The organism is Marinobacter salinus (genome assembly GCF_001854125.1).
Taxonomy (GTDB): domain Bacteria; phylum Pseudomonadota; class Gammaproteobacteria; order Pseudomonadales; family Oleiphilaceae; genus Marinobacter; species Marinobacter salinus.
This window is the reverse complement of record NZ_CP017715.1, coordinates 280,115-296,952: the sequence shown is the minus strand read 5'-3', so window position 1 is coordinate 296,952 and position 16,838 is coordinate 280,115. Positions and strand designations below refer to the sequence as shown.

General features: G+C 56.9%; 18 protein-coding genes. 7 read left to right on the top strand and 11 right to left on the bottom strand.

What is annotated here, in order from left to right:
• The first annotated feature begins 126 nt into the window (after positions 1-126).
• Positions 127-897, top strand: a complete 771-nt coding sequence (locus tag BKP64_RS01445) for a DUF3750 domain-containing protein (RefSeq protein ID WP_070965030.1) — start codon at positions 127-129, stop codon at positions 895-897.
• Between the two features lie 132 nt (positions 898-1,029).
• Here the strand turns inward: BKP64_RS01445 and BKP64_RS01440 are convergent, their stop codons facing one another.
• The 4 genes from BKP64_RS01440 to BKP64_RS01425 form a co-directional block, all read right to left on the bottom strand.
• Positions 1,030-2,346 (bottom strand): hypothetical protein, encoded by a 1,317-nt coding sequence (locus tag BKP64_RS01440; protein WP_070965023.1) that lies wholly within the window; start codon positions 2,344-2,346, stop codon positions 1,030-1,032.
• Positions 2,347-2,433: 87 nt separating this feature from the next.
• Entirely contained in the window at positions 2,434-2,745 is a 312-nt protein-coding gene (locus tag BKP64_RS01435; protein WP_070965020.1) for an AzlD family protein, read from the bottom strand.
• Positions 2,742-3,479, bottom strand: a complete 738-nt coding sequence (locus BKP64_RS01430; protein ID WP_070965018.1) for an AzlC family ABC transporter permease — start codon at positions 3,477-3,479, stop codon at positions 2,742-2,744. The genes BKP64_RS01435 and BKP64_RS01430 overlap by 4 nt, the downstream gene beginning before the upstream one ends.
• A 42-nt stretch (positions 3,480-3,521) precedes the next feature.
• Positions 3,522-3,839: a hypothetical protein gene (locus BKP64_RS01425; RefSeq protein WP_070965015.1), complete on the bottom strand. Its 318-nt coding sequence runs from the start codon at positions 3,837-3,839 to the stop codon at positions 3,522-3,524.
• Between the two features lie 637 nt (positions 3,840-4,476).
• On the opposite strand from BKP64_RS01425, the gene BKP64_RS01420 reads away from it, so the two are divergent.
• Both BKP64_RS01420 and BKP64_RS01415 read left to right on the top strand, forming a co-directional pair.
• Complete coding sequence (locus BKP64_RS01420; RefSeq protein ID WP_070965012.1) at positions 4,477-5,577, top strand: Glu/Leu/Phe/Val family dehydrogenase; 1,101 nt, start codon at positions 4,477-4,479, stop codon at positions 5,575-5,577.
• Between the two features lie 85 nt (positions 5,578-5,662).
• Positions 5,663-7,075 carry a sodium-dependent transporter gene (locus tag BKP64_RS01415; protein ID WP_070965010.1) on the top strand — a complete coding sequence of 471 codons (1,413 nt, stop codon included), beginning with the start codon at positions 5,663-5,665 and terminating at the stop codon, positions 7,073-7,075.
• An 11-nt stretch (positions 7,076-7,086) separates the two neighbouring features.
• Here BKP64_RS01415 and BKP64_RS01410 read toward each other — a convergent pair whose 3' ends face one another.
• The 4 genes from BKP64_RS01410 to BKP64_RS01395 all read right to left on the bottom strand — a co-directional run bounded on the left by BKP64_RS01410 (position 7,087) and on the right by BKP64_RS01395 (position 11,087).
• Positions 7,087-7,986 carry an NAD-dependent protein deacetylase gene (locus tag BKP64_RS01410; protein WP_070965008.1) on the bottom strand — a complete coding sequence of 300 codons (900 nt, stop codon included), beginning with the start codon at positions 7,984-7,986 and terminating at the stop codon, positions 7,087-7,089.
• Between the two features lie 16 nt (positions 7,987-8,002).
• Positions 8,003-8,734: a polyamine aminopropyltransferase gene (locus tag BKP64_RS01405; RefSeq protein WP_070965005.1), complete on the bottom strand. Its 732-nt coding sequence runs from the start codon at positions 8,732-8,734 to the stop codon at positions 8,003-8,005.
• 50 nt (positions 8,735-8,784) lie between these two features.
• Entirely contained in the window at positions 8,785-9,327 is a 543-nt protein-coding gene (locus BKP64_RS01400) for a DUF1415 domain-containing protein (protein ID WP_070964999.1), read from the bottom strand.
• Between the two features lie 173 nt (positions 9,328-9,500).
• Positions 9,501-11,087 carry an ABC-F family ATPase gene (locus BKP64_RS01395; protein ID WP_070964996.1) on the bottom strand — a complete coding sequence of 529 codons (1,587 nt, stop codon included), beginning with the start codon at positions 11,085-11,087 and terminating at the stop codon, positions 9,501-9,503.
• Between the two features lie 182 nt (positions 11,088-11,269).
• Here BKP64_RS01395 and BKP64_RS01390 point away from each other — a divergent pair, with 182 nt between their 5' ends.
• Positions 11,270-11,548: a peptidylprolyl isomerase gene (locus BKP64_RS01390; protein ID WP_070964993.1), complete on the top strand. Its 279-nt coding sequence runs from the start codon at positions 11,270-11,272 to the stop codon at positions 11,546-11,548.
• Positions 11,549-11,559: 11 nt separating this feature from the next.
• Here the strand turns inward: BKP64_RS01390 and BKP64_RS01385 are convergent, their stop codons facing one another.
• A complete protein-coding gene (locus BKP64_RS01385) occupies positions 11,560-12,741 on the bottom strand; it encodes a M24 family metallopeptidase (protein ID WP_070964989.1) in 1,182 nt (393 codons plus the stop codon).
• A 107-nt stretch (positions 12,742-12,848) separates the two neighbouring features.
• Between BKP64_RS01385 and BKP64_RS01380 the strand changes: the two genes are divergently transcribed.
• On the top strand, positions 12,849-13,973 hold the full coding sequence (locus BKP64_RS01380; RefSeq protein ID WP_070973502.1) for an MBL fold metallo-hydrolase: 1,125 nt from the start codon (positions 12,849-12,851) through the stop codon (positions 13,971-13,973).
• On the opposite strand, the gene BKP64_RS01375 is transcribed toward BKP64_RS01380, so the two are convergent.
• Positions 13,900-14,730: a DUF2059 domain-containing protein gene (locus BKP64_RS01375; protein ID WP_070964986.1), complete on the bottom strand. Its 831-nt coding sequence runs from the start codon at positions 14,728-14,730 to the stop codon at positions 13,900-13,902. The genes BKP64_RS01380 and BKP64_RS01375 overlap by 74 nt on opposite strands.
• A gap of 89 nt (positions 14,731-14,819) precedes the next feature.
• On the opposite strand from BKP64_RS01375, the gene BKP64_RS01370 reads away from it, so the two are divergent.
• Positions 14,820-15,539 carry a transglycosylase SLT domain-containing protein gene (locus BKP64_RS01370; protein ID WP_227515475.1) on the top strand — a complete coding sequence of 240 codons (720 nt, stop codon included), beginning with the start codon at positions 14,820-14,822 and terminating at the stop codon, positions 15,537-15,539.
• A gap of 6 nt (positions 15,540-15,545) precedes the next feature.
• On the opposite strand, the gene BKP64_RS01365 is transcribed toward BKP64_RS01370, so the two are convergent.
• Complete coding sequence (locus tag BKP64_RS01365; protein WP_070964981.1) at positions 15,546-16,445, bottom strand: LysR family transcriptional regulator; 900 nt, start codon at positions 16,443-16,445, stop codon at positions 15,546-15,548.
• A gap of 134 nt (positions 16,446-16,579) precedes the next feature.
• On the opposite strand from BKP64_RS01365, the gene BKP64_RS01360 reads away from it, so the two are divergent.
• Positions 16,580-16,774: a hypothetical protein gene (locus tag BKP64_RS01360; RefSeq protein ID WP_070964978.1), complete on the top strand. Its 195-nt coding sequence runs from the start codon at positions 16,580-16,582 to the stop codon at positions 16,772-16,774.
• Positions 16,775-16,838: the final 64 nt, after the last annotated feature.

Here is a 16,838-nt window from a genome sequence, read left to right as displayed (position 1 = left end):
CGGGCATCAATCTGCCACTACCAAAAAATCGTATGATAAGTTTTAAATAGACATCAGGACTCTGGAACTTATCTCCTGCGAAAGAGTCATCTGGCGTCAGCTTTTACTTCAATCCGGAATGCCGATATGAAACAAACCTTCAAGTACGCCGCCTGGTCACTCGGCGGCCTCCTCCTGCTGCTGGCTGGCCCTTTACTGCTAGCTACCAGCGGCAGTCTTCAGGGAGCAGAGAGCTGGCAAACCGCAAGCCGTGACAGCGCCGGGATTGCACCCCGTCCGGAGCAGTTCGATGAAGCGGTTGTGCAGGTCTATGGCGCCCGAGCCTGGCGCTGGCGGGGTTACTTTTCGGTTCATACGTGGATCGCAACGAAAGAAAAAGGCGCCAATACCTACCGGGTTCACGAAGTGACCGGCTGGCGACATTATGTGGTCAATTCACACCCGGGCGAGCCGGACAGACGATGGTATGGCGCTGAACCCGAGCTCTATGCAGACATCCGCGGCGAAGAAGCCCAGGACCTGATTCCGGCGATCTATGAGGCGGTGCAAGCCTATCCCTACCCCACCGAATACGAGGCCTGGCCGGGCCCAAACAGCAATACATTTATCGCCTGGGTGATACGGGAAGTGCCGGGGCTGAATGTGGCATTGCCCAGCAATGCCATTGGCAAGGATTACCTTGGCAGCGACGTGTTCGCTGAAGCCCCGGGCGGCGCGGGCTACCAGTTTTCACTGGGTGGCTATTTCGGATTACTGGCGGGCGTTCGGGAAGGCCTGGAGCTGAACGTTCTGGGTTTATCGTTTGGGGTAAATCCCCTGGGCCTCGGTATCAAACTACCGGGTATTGGGGAGCTGGCGCTGCGTAACACAAACCCTATGCCAGATGCCTCCCGGTGATTCGTGGCCAGTGCGGGTGCCCCTTTCCAAAAATGTGCGGAGCCAGGGATGGCGGAGCCAAGCGTACAGGGACGTATTAACAGCGTTTTTTGGAAAGGGGCACCTGTACTGGCCCGACGCCGAAACACATCCTCAAAGATTAGCGAATTCCAGGTATCGACTGGCAGCCTGCTTCTTTTCATCCTGACTGTTAAGCATTTCCAGTCGCAGCTTGTCGATGACCTTCAAATAATCATCCAACGGGGATTTCGGTTTACCCGTTTCTTTGGATCCCTCAATGAACGCCTTTTGCTTCTCTCTGATTTCGTTGAGCTTTTCCAGAGCAGAGCGCATAGCATCGATCCTGGCTTCAACCAAACCACTATCCCCAGGAGCCCGGCCATTACCTTCAGTTGAAAGAGACTCTTGTGCAGAGGACGCCTGCCCGGTTTTCTGCTCTGCCAGATCAATCTCCTCCAGCGTTCGTACCTCTCCATCTGTTGTCAGATATACCCCTGAGGCTTTTACCTGCCCGAGCGGGATACCCTGCCCATTCGCCAGAGTAAAGCGGCCTTCAGCGCTATCAACGTAAAGTGCCTGAACACCAACCTCGTCCAACGATTTCAGGGTTTGCGAGCCATCTTCCGCTTGAACCCAGACAGACAACGACTGAAAAATCTCGTCATTGGCATCAACCCACCGATTGCCATCGTCGTCGAACTTCGCCAATTCACCAAAACCTGAGCCGCTTTGAGGGCCAAAAAGCTCAGAACCATCGTCAACTTTGCCGTTACCATTGCGGTCAAGCACCAGGTAGCCACTCCCGCTGCCGAGGGTGGCAAACTGACCGGACTCGCCGTTGCCGCTGATATCGAACTCAAACAAAGTGTCAGTGAGCCTGGCAGAAGCCGAGCCAAAGTTGATGACCAGCGGATCAGTGAGCGGACGCTCCTGGATCTTTACAAGCTCGGAGTATTCATAGGATCGGGATTGTGACTGTCTCAGTGACAGCGTGAAATCAATCGTTTCACCACTCTCAAGAGCTATGCTGCCGCTGGAGGCAAAACTCCTGGTTTCGGTTTCCGAATAGAACATGTAGCGCCCGGCAGTCACTGACAGACTACCCTGCGCCTCAACACCGGCCTCACCTCCCAGTGCTGCCCGGCTCACGTTAATGGCCTGTTGCCCCATCAACAGGAGGTCAGTGCTTTTCTCAGCTAACTGGGCACTGGTAAACACAGAGCTGCGGTTATCATCGCTAACGGTGGCAGAGTTTCGAAAAGCAAGCTGCTCCTGGCTGCTATACCGATAGGCTGCCTCGCGCAGCAAAGTCAGTTCGGATCCGCGGGCCTTTTCATTGGCCTGGGGCGACGCAGCAACCTGGCGGTTTATTCTCAGCTGGGCGCTTTCGAAAGCCGATACCTGACGGGAGCTCTCCTGAAAAAGTGAAATCTGGCTTGAAGAGATCATAAGCGGGGCACCTGAATGCGAGATACCCGGTTATCGGCCTAAAGAGTCAAAACTTGAGCAGTTTCTGATCAGGCATAACAGCGCCGATTAAAACACATACCTCACCATGGAAGCCGCTGCAATTCCGGCGGCGATTGCGGGCAGCGGCTTCCTGAGGGCCAACATGGTGACAGTGGTGACCGACAGTGCGGCGATCGCGCCCGCATCACCGGCGAATGCCATAGGCACCACGATGGCAATCAGTACGGAACTGGCCATGGTATTGATAAAGCTCTCGATGCGGGGGTTGATCCGCACAAAGGACATGATGAATACGCCGCCGAAACGGGTGGCCAGAGTGACGACTGTCATGATGGCGATCAGCACCAGAACGCCAGTGGTGGTGGTCTCGATTGTCACGCGGTTTCCCCATCGTCGGAAGCCACGACCGGCTTCTTATCCAGCCAGAAGTATCCGATCACGCCCCCGGCGAGAGCGCCCACCACCACATGGGTATTCGGCGGCAGCCATTTCCAGGCGGCGAGAGACGCCAGCGCCGCCACCGCCCAGGCGACCAGAACCCTGGGGGATTTTTTGCCCCCCAGGGCCATCGCCAGCAAGAAGCAGCCAAGCACCATATCAAGGCCAAGGCTCTTGGGGTTCTGCAGCAGGCCACCGAAATAAACACCCAGCCATGTGCCGACGAGCCACGCCAGCCAGAGCACCAGCCCGCCACCCAGAATCACTTCAAGGTTGCGGTTGCCATTCTGGTAGTCCTGAGCCGATACCGCCCAGTTCGCATCCGTCAGCAACAACAGCAGACCGTATCGTTTGCCCGGGGAAACATCTTTCAGCATCGGGTACAAGGACGCGCCCATGAGCAGGTGCCGGGAATTGATAGCAAACACAACGGCAATCAATGGCAGGACCGAGACTTCGCTGCCCCACATGTCGGTCGCGGCAAACTGCGAGGCGCCGGCAAACACAGCGGTGCTCATCAGCAACGCTTCCAGAGGGAGCAACCCTTTCTGGGTAGCAGCGAGTCCGAAGGCAGCACCGAACGCCACCACGAAAAGAGAGATGGGAAAAAGCCGCACAAACTCCTGGCGGACTTTATGCGACTGTATCTGGTAAGAATAGGAAGCGAAGGACATCGGACGAAGCTAAGGGAGATGCCGCCAAACGCGTATAGGCAATTACCGAGATCCGGCCAGAACCAGGAATACAGCCATGGCTACAAAGGCAGACGCCGGCCACTCCAGGCCACCCCAAAGCGCCAATGGCAGGACAAAACAAAGAGCAAGCAATCCACCGATCAACATGCCGCGTTCCACGAACCTCGCCAGATCCGTCTGGTCCAGAACACTGGCAGAGTGGAGGCGATGAGTATAAAGGCCTGCTTCGTCCTTACTGACAATGTGAAACCGCCAATTGGTAATACCCTCCTTGTGCAGGTCGTCAGAAATGCTCTCAACGCTGTCGATGGAACCAACCAGATAAAAAAGACGTTTCATGATTCCCTCCTTTTCTCTTCCCGAGAACGGGCACTCACCTTAAAGCCAATTATAATCCAACCCTTCCCGGAGAGCGGCGAAGCCGTGAAACCAATTCGTACTAACCAGCTCAGGAATATGTCCAATCCCTATAAATTTCTCCCCTGCGCACAAAGCGTTGCAGAGCTTTGATCCAGCTCACCGGTATTGACCAGCCCTTGCATGTTGACGTTAACGTCAAAAGAAACTAATTTAATTGCGGTCCAGCCCCGAAAAGGCAATCCCTGATCGGAGACGCGGACCCATGAAATCAACTCGACGGCCACAAGCCTGACGACAAAAACAACAGAGCCACTGATGCCGAGATCCGGCCCGGTGGAGAGGATTTCAATATGCCGTATTCAGTATGCCCCTTGGGCAGACTGCGCCATGCGCAATCATGCCCACAGCCCTCGATCAGTTTCTTCCGTTTCCAGAGGCCGTTTCGGCCCCGACTCCCAGTTTCGTAATCCCCGGCCCAGGCCATTTACTGCGCCCTGTCAGACTGATGGTGCCCGGGAGGGCAAAGCAATCACGAGTGCCGCGGTCTAACGATAAAACACCGGCTGCTCCAGACCCCACAAGGGTAGTGACAGCCACGGAAGAAAGGTGAAACGCCATGAACGTGTTCAGCCACCCAGAGTTCGACAACCACGAACATCTGTCCTTTTTCTGCGATCCGGAAACCGGACTGAAAGCCATCGTAGCGATCCACAACACCTCCCGCGGTCCAGCTCTCGGGGGTTGCCGGATGTTCCCCTACGCCACCGACGAAGAGGCTCTGCGCGACGTCCTTCGACTATCCCGGGGCATGACCTACAAATCCGCCCTGGCCAATCTGGATTTGGGAGGCGGTAAATCCGTGATCATCGGTGATCCCCGCAAACACAAGACCGAAGCCTTGCTGGAAGCCATGGGCAAACACCTGGAAAGCCTGGGTGGCCACTACATTGCCGCCGAAGATTCCGGCACCAGCGTACCGGACCTGAAGGTTATGGGTCGGCAAACCCGGCACGTCGCCGGCATCGCCGAACGCGCCGGCTTTGACGGCAAGCCCAGCAGTGGCGACCCGTCACCTGCCACCGCCTATGGCACCTTCATCGGCCTTAAGGCTGCGGTTCGCCATAAACTGGGACGGGATGACCTGAAGGGGCTGAAGGTCGCCATTCAAGGCATTGGCAATGTCGGCTTCCGCCTGGCGCGGCACCTGAAAGAAGCCGGTGCCGAGCTCTGGGTCTACGATATTTTCGCTGACAACATGCAGCGTGCCGTGGATGAGCTGGGCGCCACACCCGCCTCCACCGAGGACATCCTGTTCCTCCCTGTGGACGTAATCGCGCCCTGCGCCATGGGTGCAGTCCTGAACGACGACAGCATTCCACAGTTGAAGGCCACCGTGGTGGCCGGTGCGGCAAACAACCTGCTCGAACACCCGGAGCACGACCAGGCTCTGAAGGATCGCGGCATTCTCTATGCGCCGGACTTTGCCATCAATGCCGGCGGCATCATCGATGTGTTCTACGAGCGCACCGGGGCATCGCCCGGGGCGGTTCGCGCCCACGTGGACACCATCGGTGACACCCTCACGGAAATCTTCACCCGCTCGGATCACAGCGGCCGGCCGACCGGTGCCATTGCCAACGAGCTGGCGGAAGAGCGATTCCGTAAACACGTCACCCCGGTGAATGCCATGCGCGAGCGCGTCGCCCGGGTCGGATAACCCCGGTCGCTGGCGTCTTTGAGGCCGGGCCCCGGCTCGGCCTCTGCTTTCCCCAACAAAAACAAGTATCAAGCAGGAGACAGTTATGTCTGTATCACAATCAGGTAGTGCCACTTATTCAGAGGCACTGGAAGGCTCCAATGCCAAGCGGGGGCTCTGGTCGTCCCGTCTCGCTTTTGTTCTTGCAGCCACCGGCTCAGCCGTGGGCCTGGGCAATATCTGGAAATTCCCCTATATCACCGGTGAGAATGGCGGTGGTGCTTTTGTCCTCGTCTACCTCTTATGCATCGCCGCCGTGGGCTTGCCGATCATGATGGCGGAAGTACTTATTGGTCGCCGTGGTGGTCACAGCCCGGTCAACAGCCTGAGGCTGATTGCCGAGCGCGACCGCCTGAAACCGGCCTGGCGCATGGTGGGCGCGGTTGGCGTTCTCGCCGGTTTCCTGATTCTCTCGTTTTACTCCGTGATCGGTGGCTGGGCGGTGTCCTACGTTGGCACGGCGGCCAGCGGCCAGCTGGTCGGCCAGTCTGCCGAGGCAATCGGTGCTATCTTTTCGGGGCTGCTAAGTGATCCGTTGACCCTGCTGATGTGGCATACCGTGTTTATGGCACTGGTGATGGTGGTCGTTGCCAAGGGTGTCCGCTCGGGGCTTGAGCGTGCGGTCAGTATCCTTATGCCCGGTCTGTTCATCCTGCTCCTGATTGTCGTGGGCTATGCCATGACCACCGGTGAATTCGGCCGCGCCGCGAGCTTCCTGTTCCAGCCGGACTTTTCCAAGCTCACAACATCCGGCATCCTGGTGGCACTGGGGCATGCCTTTTTCACTCTGAGTCTCGGCATGGCCGTGATGATGGCTTACGGCTCTTATCTGCCTAAAAACATCTCGATTGCCAAGACGTCGATTGTGGTGTCGGTCATTGATACCGGTGTCGCCCTGCTTGCCGGCCTCGCCATTTTCCCCATCGTCTTTGCCAATGGACTTGAGCCCGGCGCCGGCCCAGGGCTGATCTTCCAGACCCTGCCTCTGGCCTTTGGCCAGATGCCCATGGGCAGCCTGTTCGGTACCCTGTTCTTCATCCTGCTGATCTTCGCAGCCTGGACGTCGGGCATTTCACTGCTGGAGCCAATCGTGGAGTGGCTGGAAGAACAAAAAGGCATGAACCGCACGGTCAGTACGCTGGGCGCCGGTCTTGTTTGCTGGGCACTGGGGATTGCCTCGATCCTGTCTCTGAACCTGTGGTCGGATTTCACACCGCTCGGAAGTATCGCGATGTTTGAAGGCAAGACGGTCTTTGATCTGCTGGACTTCTTTACCGCTAACATCCTGCTACCGCTGGGCGGTCTGATGGTTGCCGTATTCGCGGGCTGGGTCATGTCGCGGCAGGCCGTCGAGAAGGAACTGGCCCTCTCTGCGCCTATGTTCAAGCTCTGGTACACCACCGTGCGTTACTTTACGCCGGTCGCTGTCGCCGCTGTCTTTATCTACAACCTGCTCTGATAAATATCTCGCTATAGCCGATTGAGGGAGGCCCTGAGGGTCTCCCCGATTCTGGCATTAAGCTTCAGGTCCACCATGGGCTCTGCCCGGGTACGGCCCAGATTAAGGGTAGCCATCGGCTTACCCCACTCTTTTGCGTATCGGCAGAACCGGAACCCCGAATACACCATCAGCGACGAGCCAATCACCAACAGGCCATCACTGGCTTTGAGCACGTCCAGCGCTGAATAAACCCGCTCTTTGGGAACATAGTCGCCGAAGAAAACCACATCCGGCTTCAGAATACCCTCGCACTTCGGGCAGTCTGCCGGTCGGAAATCAGAGAAATCCACCTCCAGATCCGCGTCCCCATCAGGCGCCGTATCCGCCCGGTAATGACCGAAGCCCGGGTTGAGATCGGCACAGCGGTCATGCACATCATCCCGCGGGCAGCGGTAACCGCAGCTCATACAGACTACTTCATCCGCCCGTCCATGCAGATCTGTGACCGCCCGGGTACCTGCTTTCTGATGCAGCCGGTCAACATTCTGGGTCACCACCAGGTTGCTATGGTTGAGCAATTCAAGATCGGAGATGTAATGGTGGGAAGGGTTGGGACTGGCATTACGCATCACCGGCCAGCCGATCAGACTTCGGCCCCAGTAGCGCTGTCGGGTTTCGTAGCTTTCCATGAAGGCCTGATGCTGGACCGGTTGTTTGCGCTTCCAGGCGCCATCGCCGTCCCGGTAATCGGGAATACCGGAATCGGTGCTCACGCCAGCGCCGGTCAGGATCAACAGCTTCGGGTGTTGATGAATAAACTCGGCCAACAGGGCACCGGCCTGCTCTGGTTCATGGAGCACTGTTGGCTCACCAGCGTCCGGTAAACGCTCACTGGAACTGAAAGGGCGTGTACGATGGCTAACAGGCATACATTCTCCGGATAGTTCAGCCCGGCTTTCGGGCCACGTAAACGGTGTTGAACGATTCCCTGTTCTGAAACGGATTAAAAAAGCTTACAACATGGCAGGCGACATCGGTGAACACGTCCCTGAGAACGGTCATGAATTCTGCATCTTCCCCTTCATTTGACCACATGGCAAAGATGCCTCGCGGTTTCAGCTGTCTTGCCATTTTCCGGATGTTTTCCGGGGTGTAGAAACTGGCATTGGAGTCGTGCAGCAAGGCACGGGGCGAGTGATCAATATCGAGGAGGATGGCGTCAAAGGTCTTCCCCGGAGATTCCGGATCAAACCCACCAGCGTCTGGCTCGGCGATGGCCAGATCAAAGAAGCTGCCATGGACATACCGGCTTCTGGCGTCGGCATTGATGTCGGCACCCAGCGGTACCCGTTCCTGTTGGTGCCAGCCGATGACCGGCTCCAGGTATTCAACAATCAGCAACTCCCCTACGCGCTCGTGCCTGAGTGCGGCCACGGCGGTATAGCCAAGCCCGAGTCCGCCTACAACGACACTGAGATTGTCGCCTTCGGTTTCGTTCAGGCCCAGGTCCGACAAGGCGATCTCGGCATCCACGAACATGCTGGACATCAGGAATTCTTCGCCGAGCTTCACCTCGAAGATATCCCGGTCACCGATCGCCGGAATCCGACGTCGCCGGAGGGTGATCTCGCCGATTTCGGATGGCTGGCTGTCGATCTGCTCGAAGAGAAGTCCCAAGGGGTGTGCCTCTTTATCTGGGTTGGTGGCTGGCCTGAGCCAACTCCGTGCTATTGCAGGCAATTGGCGAGAATTTCCCGCATTTTGTCTGTGCCGAGGTTTTCCATCAGCTCGATGTTTCTCTGAGGGATGCCCTCTACATCCGGATAACTTCCAATCGCCGCTTCCAGACTGGCTTCACGTAACAGGTGCAGCATCGGGTACGGGGAACGGTTGGTGTAGTTCTCGGCCGAATCCTGCTCTGTCCCTTCGAACTGATAGTCCGGATGGAAGCTCGCAATCTGGTATACGCCCTCCATCTCGAGATAGGCCAACAAACCATCAGCCGCATCCAGAAACTCATTGTAGGCGCCAAACTCCTGCAAAACACCGGGATGAATCAGCACGGTGGTTTCAACGCCCGGCTCATCGTCCAGACGCTGAAGTTCGGAATGCAGCGCCTGAAGGAGTTCGTCTTCGGTCTCTGCCTCCGACACCACGAACCGGACGCGATTCCGCAGAAGCTCTCTCTTGGCAAACGGGCAAAGGTTGTAACCAACGACTACGTCTTCAACCCATTTCCGGGATGCGTTTATTACCTCTATCTCGTCCATGCTGTTCTCTCCTGGAAATTTGTAGGCCACGCAAAGGCTTGTTCAGGCAGCCGGGAAGGGCTGTCCAAAACTGTGCGCAGCCATGGATGGCGGAGCTCAAGCGTCACATGGACGTGCCGAAGGAGCGGGTTTTGGACAGCCCTTCCCGGCTGCCCAGCCCAATGGTTTATTGATTAAAGGTACCCCTGACTCCGAAGATAATCATCATAAGACCCACTGAAGTCAGTCACACCATCCGCTTTCAGCTCGATAATGCGCGTCGCCAGCGAGGAAACAAACTCCCGGTCGTGGCTGACGAAAACCAGCGTACCGGGGTAGTTCTCGAGCGCCAGGTTCAGGGCTTCGATGGACTCCATATCCAGGTGGTTAGTGGGCTCGTCCATCAACATCACGTTGGGCTTCTGCAGGATCAGCTTGCCGAACAGCATCCGGCCCTGCTCACCACCGGAAATCACCTTTACCGATTTTCCGATGTCGTCACCTGAAAACAGCATGCGGCCCAGAGTGCCGCGAATCAGTTGCTCACCGCCGGTGGTCCACTGGGCCATCCAGTCGGTCAGAGTTTCGTCGTCGGCGAAATCGGCGGTGTGGTCCTGGGCGAAATAGCCAACCTCGGCACTGTCCGTCCATTTTACCTCACCGCTGTCTGGCTCGTAGGCACCGCTCATGCACTGCAACAGCGTAGTTTTACCAATGCCGTTGGGTCCGATGATCGCCACCCGCTCGCCGGCTTCAACCTGAAGGTTGAGCTTGTTGAACAGGGTTTCACCGTCAAAGCCCTTAGTCAGGTTTTTGAGAGTAACCGCCTGACGATGCAGCTTCTTGCCCTGCTCAAAGCGGATAAACGGACTCACACGGCTGGACGGCTTCACCTCTTCGAGCTGGATCTTGTCGATCTGGCGGGCGCGGGAAGTGGCCTGCTTGGCCTTGGAGGCGTTGGCCGAGAAGCGGCTGACAAACTGCTGCAACTCGGCAATCTGGGCCTTCTTCTTGGCGTTGTCGGATTGCATGCGCTCGCGGGCCTGGGTGGCGGCTGTCATGTACTCGTCGTAATTGCCCGGGAACAGGCGCAGCTCACCGTAGTCCAGATCCGCCATGTGCGTGCACACACTGTTCAGGAAGTGGCGGTCGTGGGAGATGATGATCATGGTGCTGTTGCGGGCAACCAGAATATTCTCCAGCCAGCGTATGGTGTTGATATCCAGGTGGTTGGTGGGCTCGTCTAGCAATAGCACGTCCGGATCGGAGAACAGGGCCTGGGCCAGCAACACCCGCAGCTTCCATCCCGGTGCCAGGGCACTCATGGGACCATTGTGCTCATCCAGCGGAATTTCCAGGCCCAGCAACAACTCCCCGGCGCGGGCTTCGGCAGTGTAACCATCCATTTCGGCAAACTGAACTTCCAGGTCCGCCACGGCCATGCCGTCTTCCTCGCTCATCTCGGCCTGGGAATAGATCCGGTCCCTCTCTTTCTTTACCTGCCAGAGCTCTTCGTGGCCCATGATCACGGTATCCATAACCGTGCACTCCTCATAGGCAAACTGGTCCTGGCGCAACTTGCCCAAGCGAACGTTCGGGTCCAGCATGACCTGGCCGCCAGAAGGTTCGAGATCGCCACCGAGAATTTTCATCAGCGTGGATTTCCCGCAACCATTGGCGCCGATCAGGCCGTACCGGTTGCCATTGCCAAACTTGGCGGAAACATTTTCAAACAGGGGCTTGGCCCCGAACTGCATGGTGATATTGGCGGTAGAGATCAAGAAACAAACCTATAAATGTAGGGCCGGCCGGAGGCCGGCGAAATAAAGCCGGCATTGTACAGGTTTGCGGATGGTAACGTGAGGACGCAGAAACACGGATAAAAACAGCTTGCCTCTGACCAGCGGTAAGGGCAGCATTCCCCCTCTGAAGACACCATTCACTCTGTAAAAGGATACTGACCATGGCACAGGCAACCGCGCGCCACATTCTGGTAGACAGCGAAGCGAAGTGTGAAGAACTGAAGAAAGCCATTGAAGGTGGCCAGGATTTCGCCGAAGTCGCAAAACAGCACTCCTCCTGCCCCTCCGGCCGTAACGGCGGTGATCTGGGCTCTTTCGGCCCGGGGCAGATGGTGCCGGAATTCGACAAAGCCGTGTTCAACAGCGAGCTGAACACAGTGCTGGGCCCAATCAAAACACAGTTTGGCTATCACCTGCTTGAAGTAACCAGCCGCAGCTGACATACCCTGAATTACGAACCAAGCGTCCAGGGATTGGACGTTATCGGTTCGGCCCCCCGTGCAGTGACAAGAATCGTCTCGCTGCAGCCTATACCCCATTGACCGGGAACCCGAAGGCAGATCGGCAGGTGAAACACCATGCCCGGTTTAAACTCGGCATTACCACCCCGGGCGATAAACCCCGAACCTTCTACCCAGGAGGGCGGAAACTGGGCGCCAACGGTATATCCAAACACCCCGGAAAAGAACACCTTGCTGGCCAGGGGGGCCAAGGCCCTTTCCGCTACCAGTGCCGCCGAGTCAAAGGTTGCGCCGGGTTTCACTGCCTCGAGCAACGCATCAACAATGCGGCGACAGCCTTCAAATACCTGCTGCATCTCAGCAGAAGGTGATCCGGCCACAACGGTTTGCATCATCGGTGCTGTGTAACGCTGCCACGCGGCCCCAAACTCCAGAAAGACCGGTTCGCCCTGCTCAATCGTGCAACGTTTGTGGTTGGTATGAATAACACTGCTTCGCCGGCCAGTGGTCACAATGGGCTGCATGCTCATGAACTCACTGCCTGCCTCCAGCAGCGCCCTGGCCCCGGCTGCTGCTATATCATTGTCTGTTGCCCCGGGACGCACCTCAGCGACAGCGGCCCGCAATCCCTCGCCCGTCACCCGCGCACTGTGTCGAAGATACTCGATTTCAGCCGGAGACTTGATGATGCGGACCTTTTTCACGAGCCCGCCGCTGTCGATAAAGCGAACACTGGACAATCGGGCCTTCAGCCCTTCAAGGACACCCTGGCGAAGTGATCCATGCCAGGCATCAATACCCACAATATCCGCCGAACCATTGAGAGCCTCAATTAACGGAGACAGAACTTCGCCAATACCTTCCCACCGATACCCTGTCACCTCGGCAACGCGGGTTGTCACCATGGCTGGCCCCATCTCAATGGACGGAACCTGAAGGAAAAGGGACGAACCGGTCACCAACAAAGCCACATGAACCGACACTTCGAAGGTACTGTAGCCGGTGAGATAGAAAATATCGGACGGATCAGTCAGCAACAGGGCATCCATATCCTCGGCGGCCATGCGTTCGCGTACGCTGGCAAGCCGCTGGTCAAACTCCGCCGCAGGGAAAGGACACTCCGAGCCCCGTAACTCCTGTGGCAACGCTCTCTGATAAGCATTGAAGTCCATGGGCGTAACTCCTCAGTGGCCTATAATAAGGAGAGTGGACCCAAATTCGCTGTTGTACAACTTTCAGGTATAACAAATGACTCCCGCCCGTAATGGACGCTTTTGGTATGCCCCATAACCGGTATGGAAGTGGTGCTTTTGAAATCAGTGTCGAACTGGGGGCGCTGACCAGCGTAGCCCGTGATCCCCAGGTAGCTCTTCGGGTTGGCCCCGTGGTTGCGTCTCTGGTAAACGGCGTTGGCGGCGACCCGCTATTGCAACTTCGCTTACTTCACGAGTCACGCAGTCTTCTGTTCGATATGGGCGACAGCGGGCGCATGGCGCTGCGCTCTGCCCATCAGGTCTCCGATGTCTTCATCACCCACTGTCACGCCGATCATATTGGCGGGTTCATGTGGTTCATGCGCAGCCGGATCGGGCACTTTCCGCCTTGCAGGCTTTTCGGCCCGCCAGGGCTACTCGGACACATAACCGGTATGATCAGGGGCATCCTCTGGGACCGGGTTGAAAACCGGGGTCCAAAGTTCGAAGTATACGAGTGGTATGGCAGCCACCTGAAGGGCTGGAGAGTGACGGCCGGAGAACCTCATCCTGAGCCTTTACCCGAGACTCCCACGCCCGGTGGTGTCATTCACCGGGAAACGGAATTCAGGGTCCGGGCAGCCATGCTTGATCATGGAACGCCGGTGATGGCGTACTCCTGGGAGCCGTTTGGAAAACTGAATGTTCGCAAGAACGGACTGGAAGAGCTTGGCGCAAAGCCCGGACCATGGCTGCATGACCTTAAGATTGCTGTACTGAAAAAACGCCCTGGCGAACTCATTTCCCCGGGCAATGGCCGCGTGTATCCGGCACAGGTGCTGGCGAGCCGGTTATTGATCCAGGCACCCGGAGAGCCGGTCGTTTACGCCACAGATTTTGCCGACAAACCAGACAACATTGCAAAAATGACGGACCTGGCCCGCAATGCGCACACCCTGTTTTGCGAAGCTTCCTTTATGCAGGCTGACGCAGACCAGGCAGAGCGTACCGGCCATCTGACAACAGAAGCGACGGCCCGGATAGCCAATCTGGCGAACGTGAAGCAGCTGATCGCGTTCCATTTTTCACATAGGTACGCCCGCAAACGCGAGGCTGTCTACCAGGAACTGGCCGGATTTACTGACCGCCTTTTGGTGCCGGAGAAAGAAACCGGGCGAGCTGGCTACCAACGGACTCTATCGGATCGGTAATCGCCTGCTGAATGCTGTCGGTAACCACTTTTGAAAACGCGGCACCTGCCGGGCTTTCCAGAAAGTCCAGGTAAAGGTCCATTTCCTGGGCACTGATGCCCTCATAGGTGTAGAGATAGCTGTCGTAGACTTGCTGCCCCACTACCCCTCTCAACGTGCTGCGCTGGCTTTCAATGCGTTGTTCAATCTCATCGTAGTGCACGGAATCGCTGCTGAACGCCGCCATGGCTGTCGCCAGCCCCAGCTGCACTGCGATGGTCGTGTCCACTGCGCTTTCCGTCGCCCTGGAGGCGCGATCAAACCGGTCAAACATGCGGGCACGGTCTGTACCTTTGTATTTCCGATTCAGCTCGGGCGCCCTCGCCTGAATATCCTGCCATGCCGAGGGTGCGGAGGCCGCTATCTCGGACGCTGAAATCTTTCTTGCGACCGGCGTTCCGTACCATTCGCCAACGTCCTTGAGCTGCGCATCACTGAGCTGTTGGTCAAGATTCTCCACAATCTGCTGCTCAATATCCGCCGCGCTGAAACTGCTGCTAACAACATGACCAATGGTTTCTGCCACCATGGGAGGCATTTGCCCGCTGCGCTTCAGTCCTTCACGAATTCCCTGGCTCATCATGGCTGGATACTGAGCAACGATGTCATCAACCGGAGAGGCAGACAGAACCTGACGGGCGTCTGGCGCCGCACTGGCAGAACCGGCGACCAGAAGGCTCGCGGCTAAAAGAGGTTTAACTAGGGTAACAAGCTTCATTTCTCTATCATCCCGTTATGTGGATGCCCCGTTTATGACATGTGTGGCGCTGGTTCAGCAAGAAAACCATGGGCTCCGGAGATGACAGTTTGGTAGGGAAATTCAAAAAGCCGTGGCGCAGGCGCAAGCGGCGCCAACAGACACGCCTTGATGTGTGGCGTTCGCGCACCAAATGGTACGGACTGCCCTTGCTAGGACTTCTGGTTGCCACCTGGGCAACCCTGCGTTTTAGCCTGCTGGCACCGGCTCCCCCGGCCAATACTGACGACCTTTGTGAAATCTTCCGGGAGCATCCGGTCTGGTATGACTATGCGAAAGAGTCTGAAAGACGGTGGGGTACACCTGTCGCAACGCAAATAGCATTCGTCTACTACGAGTCATCTTTTCGCAGCCATGCACAGCCTCCAAGGTCCAGACTCTGGGGTTTCATTCCGTGGGCTCGGCCAACCACCGCCTACGGTTATGCCCAGGCACTGGATCCCGCCTGGCGGGAATACCTGGAAGCAAACGGGGATGGCTGGTTTACCGTGCGAACGGATATGGAGCACGCCCTGGATTTTGTTGGCTGGTACAATCACCTGACACACCGGCAGCTCGGCATTTCTTTTTACAATCCAAGAAGCCTGTACCTGGCCTACCATGAAGGGCGAGGAGGCTTCAGCCGACAAACCTATGCACGAAAGCCTGATATCACCGCCCTCGCTGCACGAGTGCAGAAGCGGGCCTTCCGATACGACATCCAGCTCCAGAGCTGCGAACAGGAATTCCAGTGCTGGCGCTGGTATCAGTTCTGGCCCTTCTGTCGCTGACTCCCTTTAAAGTGTCGCGCTGATCTCGATAGACGATTCCTGCGCCTGAAGCCGGTCTACCAGGTATTCCATTACAATCCGGACTCTCGCCATGTGCTGAGTGTCCTGGTTGACGTGCAGCCAGAGATCCACGCTCTCTCCTTCCAGTGGCTCCGACAGCCGCCGAAGCTCTTTGGCGCTTTCCCCAAGGTAACAGGGCAACACTGCCAGCCCAGCATCGGCCCGGGCCAGTGCGTACATGGATTGCAGGCTATTACACCGAATCAATGACCGGGCGTTCTTGAGCTGTTTTCGATACCAGCGGCCCGTGGCAAGGTGGCTGAATGTTTCATCAGGAACAATCCACAGGCAATCCTCCGGCCTGTTCTCGATATCCATATTACGATGGCGCCGGCAGTATCGCGAGGCTCCGTAGACTGCCGATTCAATGGCGGCGATTCGCTGCCCCTCAAGTGTCGCCTGAGGCTTGTTCTCTGCGCGCAGCGTAAGGTCCGCTTCCCGGTGGCTCAGGTTGGCAACATCATTATCCGTCAACACTTCGAGCTCGATATCCGGAAACTCCCGAACCAGCTCTGCGAGAATCGGGCTCAGCAGCTCGTTCATCATAGAATCCTCCGCAGCCAGTCGAACTTTACCGACCGGCGCCGAGTCCTGCCCGACGAGCTTGCGCTCAAGGTTTTCCATTGCGACCGATAGCTTTTCAGCCTCCCGAAAGGCTGTCTCCCCCACTGGGGTCAGTTGTAATCCATCCCTGTTGCGTTCAAAAAACTGCACACCCAGCGACTCTTCCATCTGGTCGAGCCTTCGTAATACGGTGGTTTGGTGCACACCCAGTAATTCCCCCGCCTTGGCAAGCGTTCCACCTATTGCCAGTGCGCGTACAAATCGAAGATAATCCCAGTCCATAGCTACTGCATATTTGCAACATGAGTACGGATTTTAACGTATTCAAACTGCAAAAAAGAACCCTTATAGTTTGTCGTACATTAAAGATAGATCGCTAATTAATTCAATCCACCCCTTTTTAGGAGGAAGGCGCTATGACTCAGAACCATATCGCAACAGTTCAACCCCTGCCGTCCAGCATCCTCCACAACAGTGCAGAGGTCAGGCGCCAGTATACCCGTGCCGCATCAAAACAGGCGGCTCAGTTTATCAGTCGTAAGCTTCGTTCCTGGAACAGAAAAGCCGGAACCGTTGCACCGGATATGACCCGAATGCAGGGCGGTCACTGAATCGATCCTGAAAGGACGAAAACGGCACAGGGTTGGTGACGATGCACAAGGATTTGATAGCGCC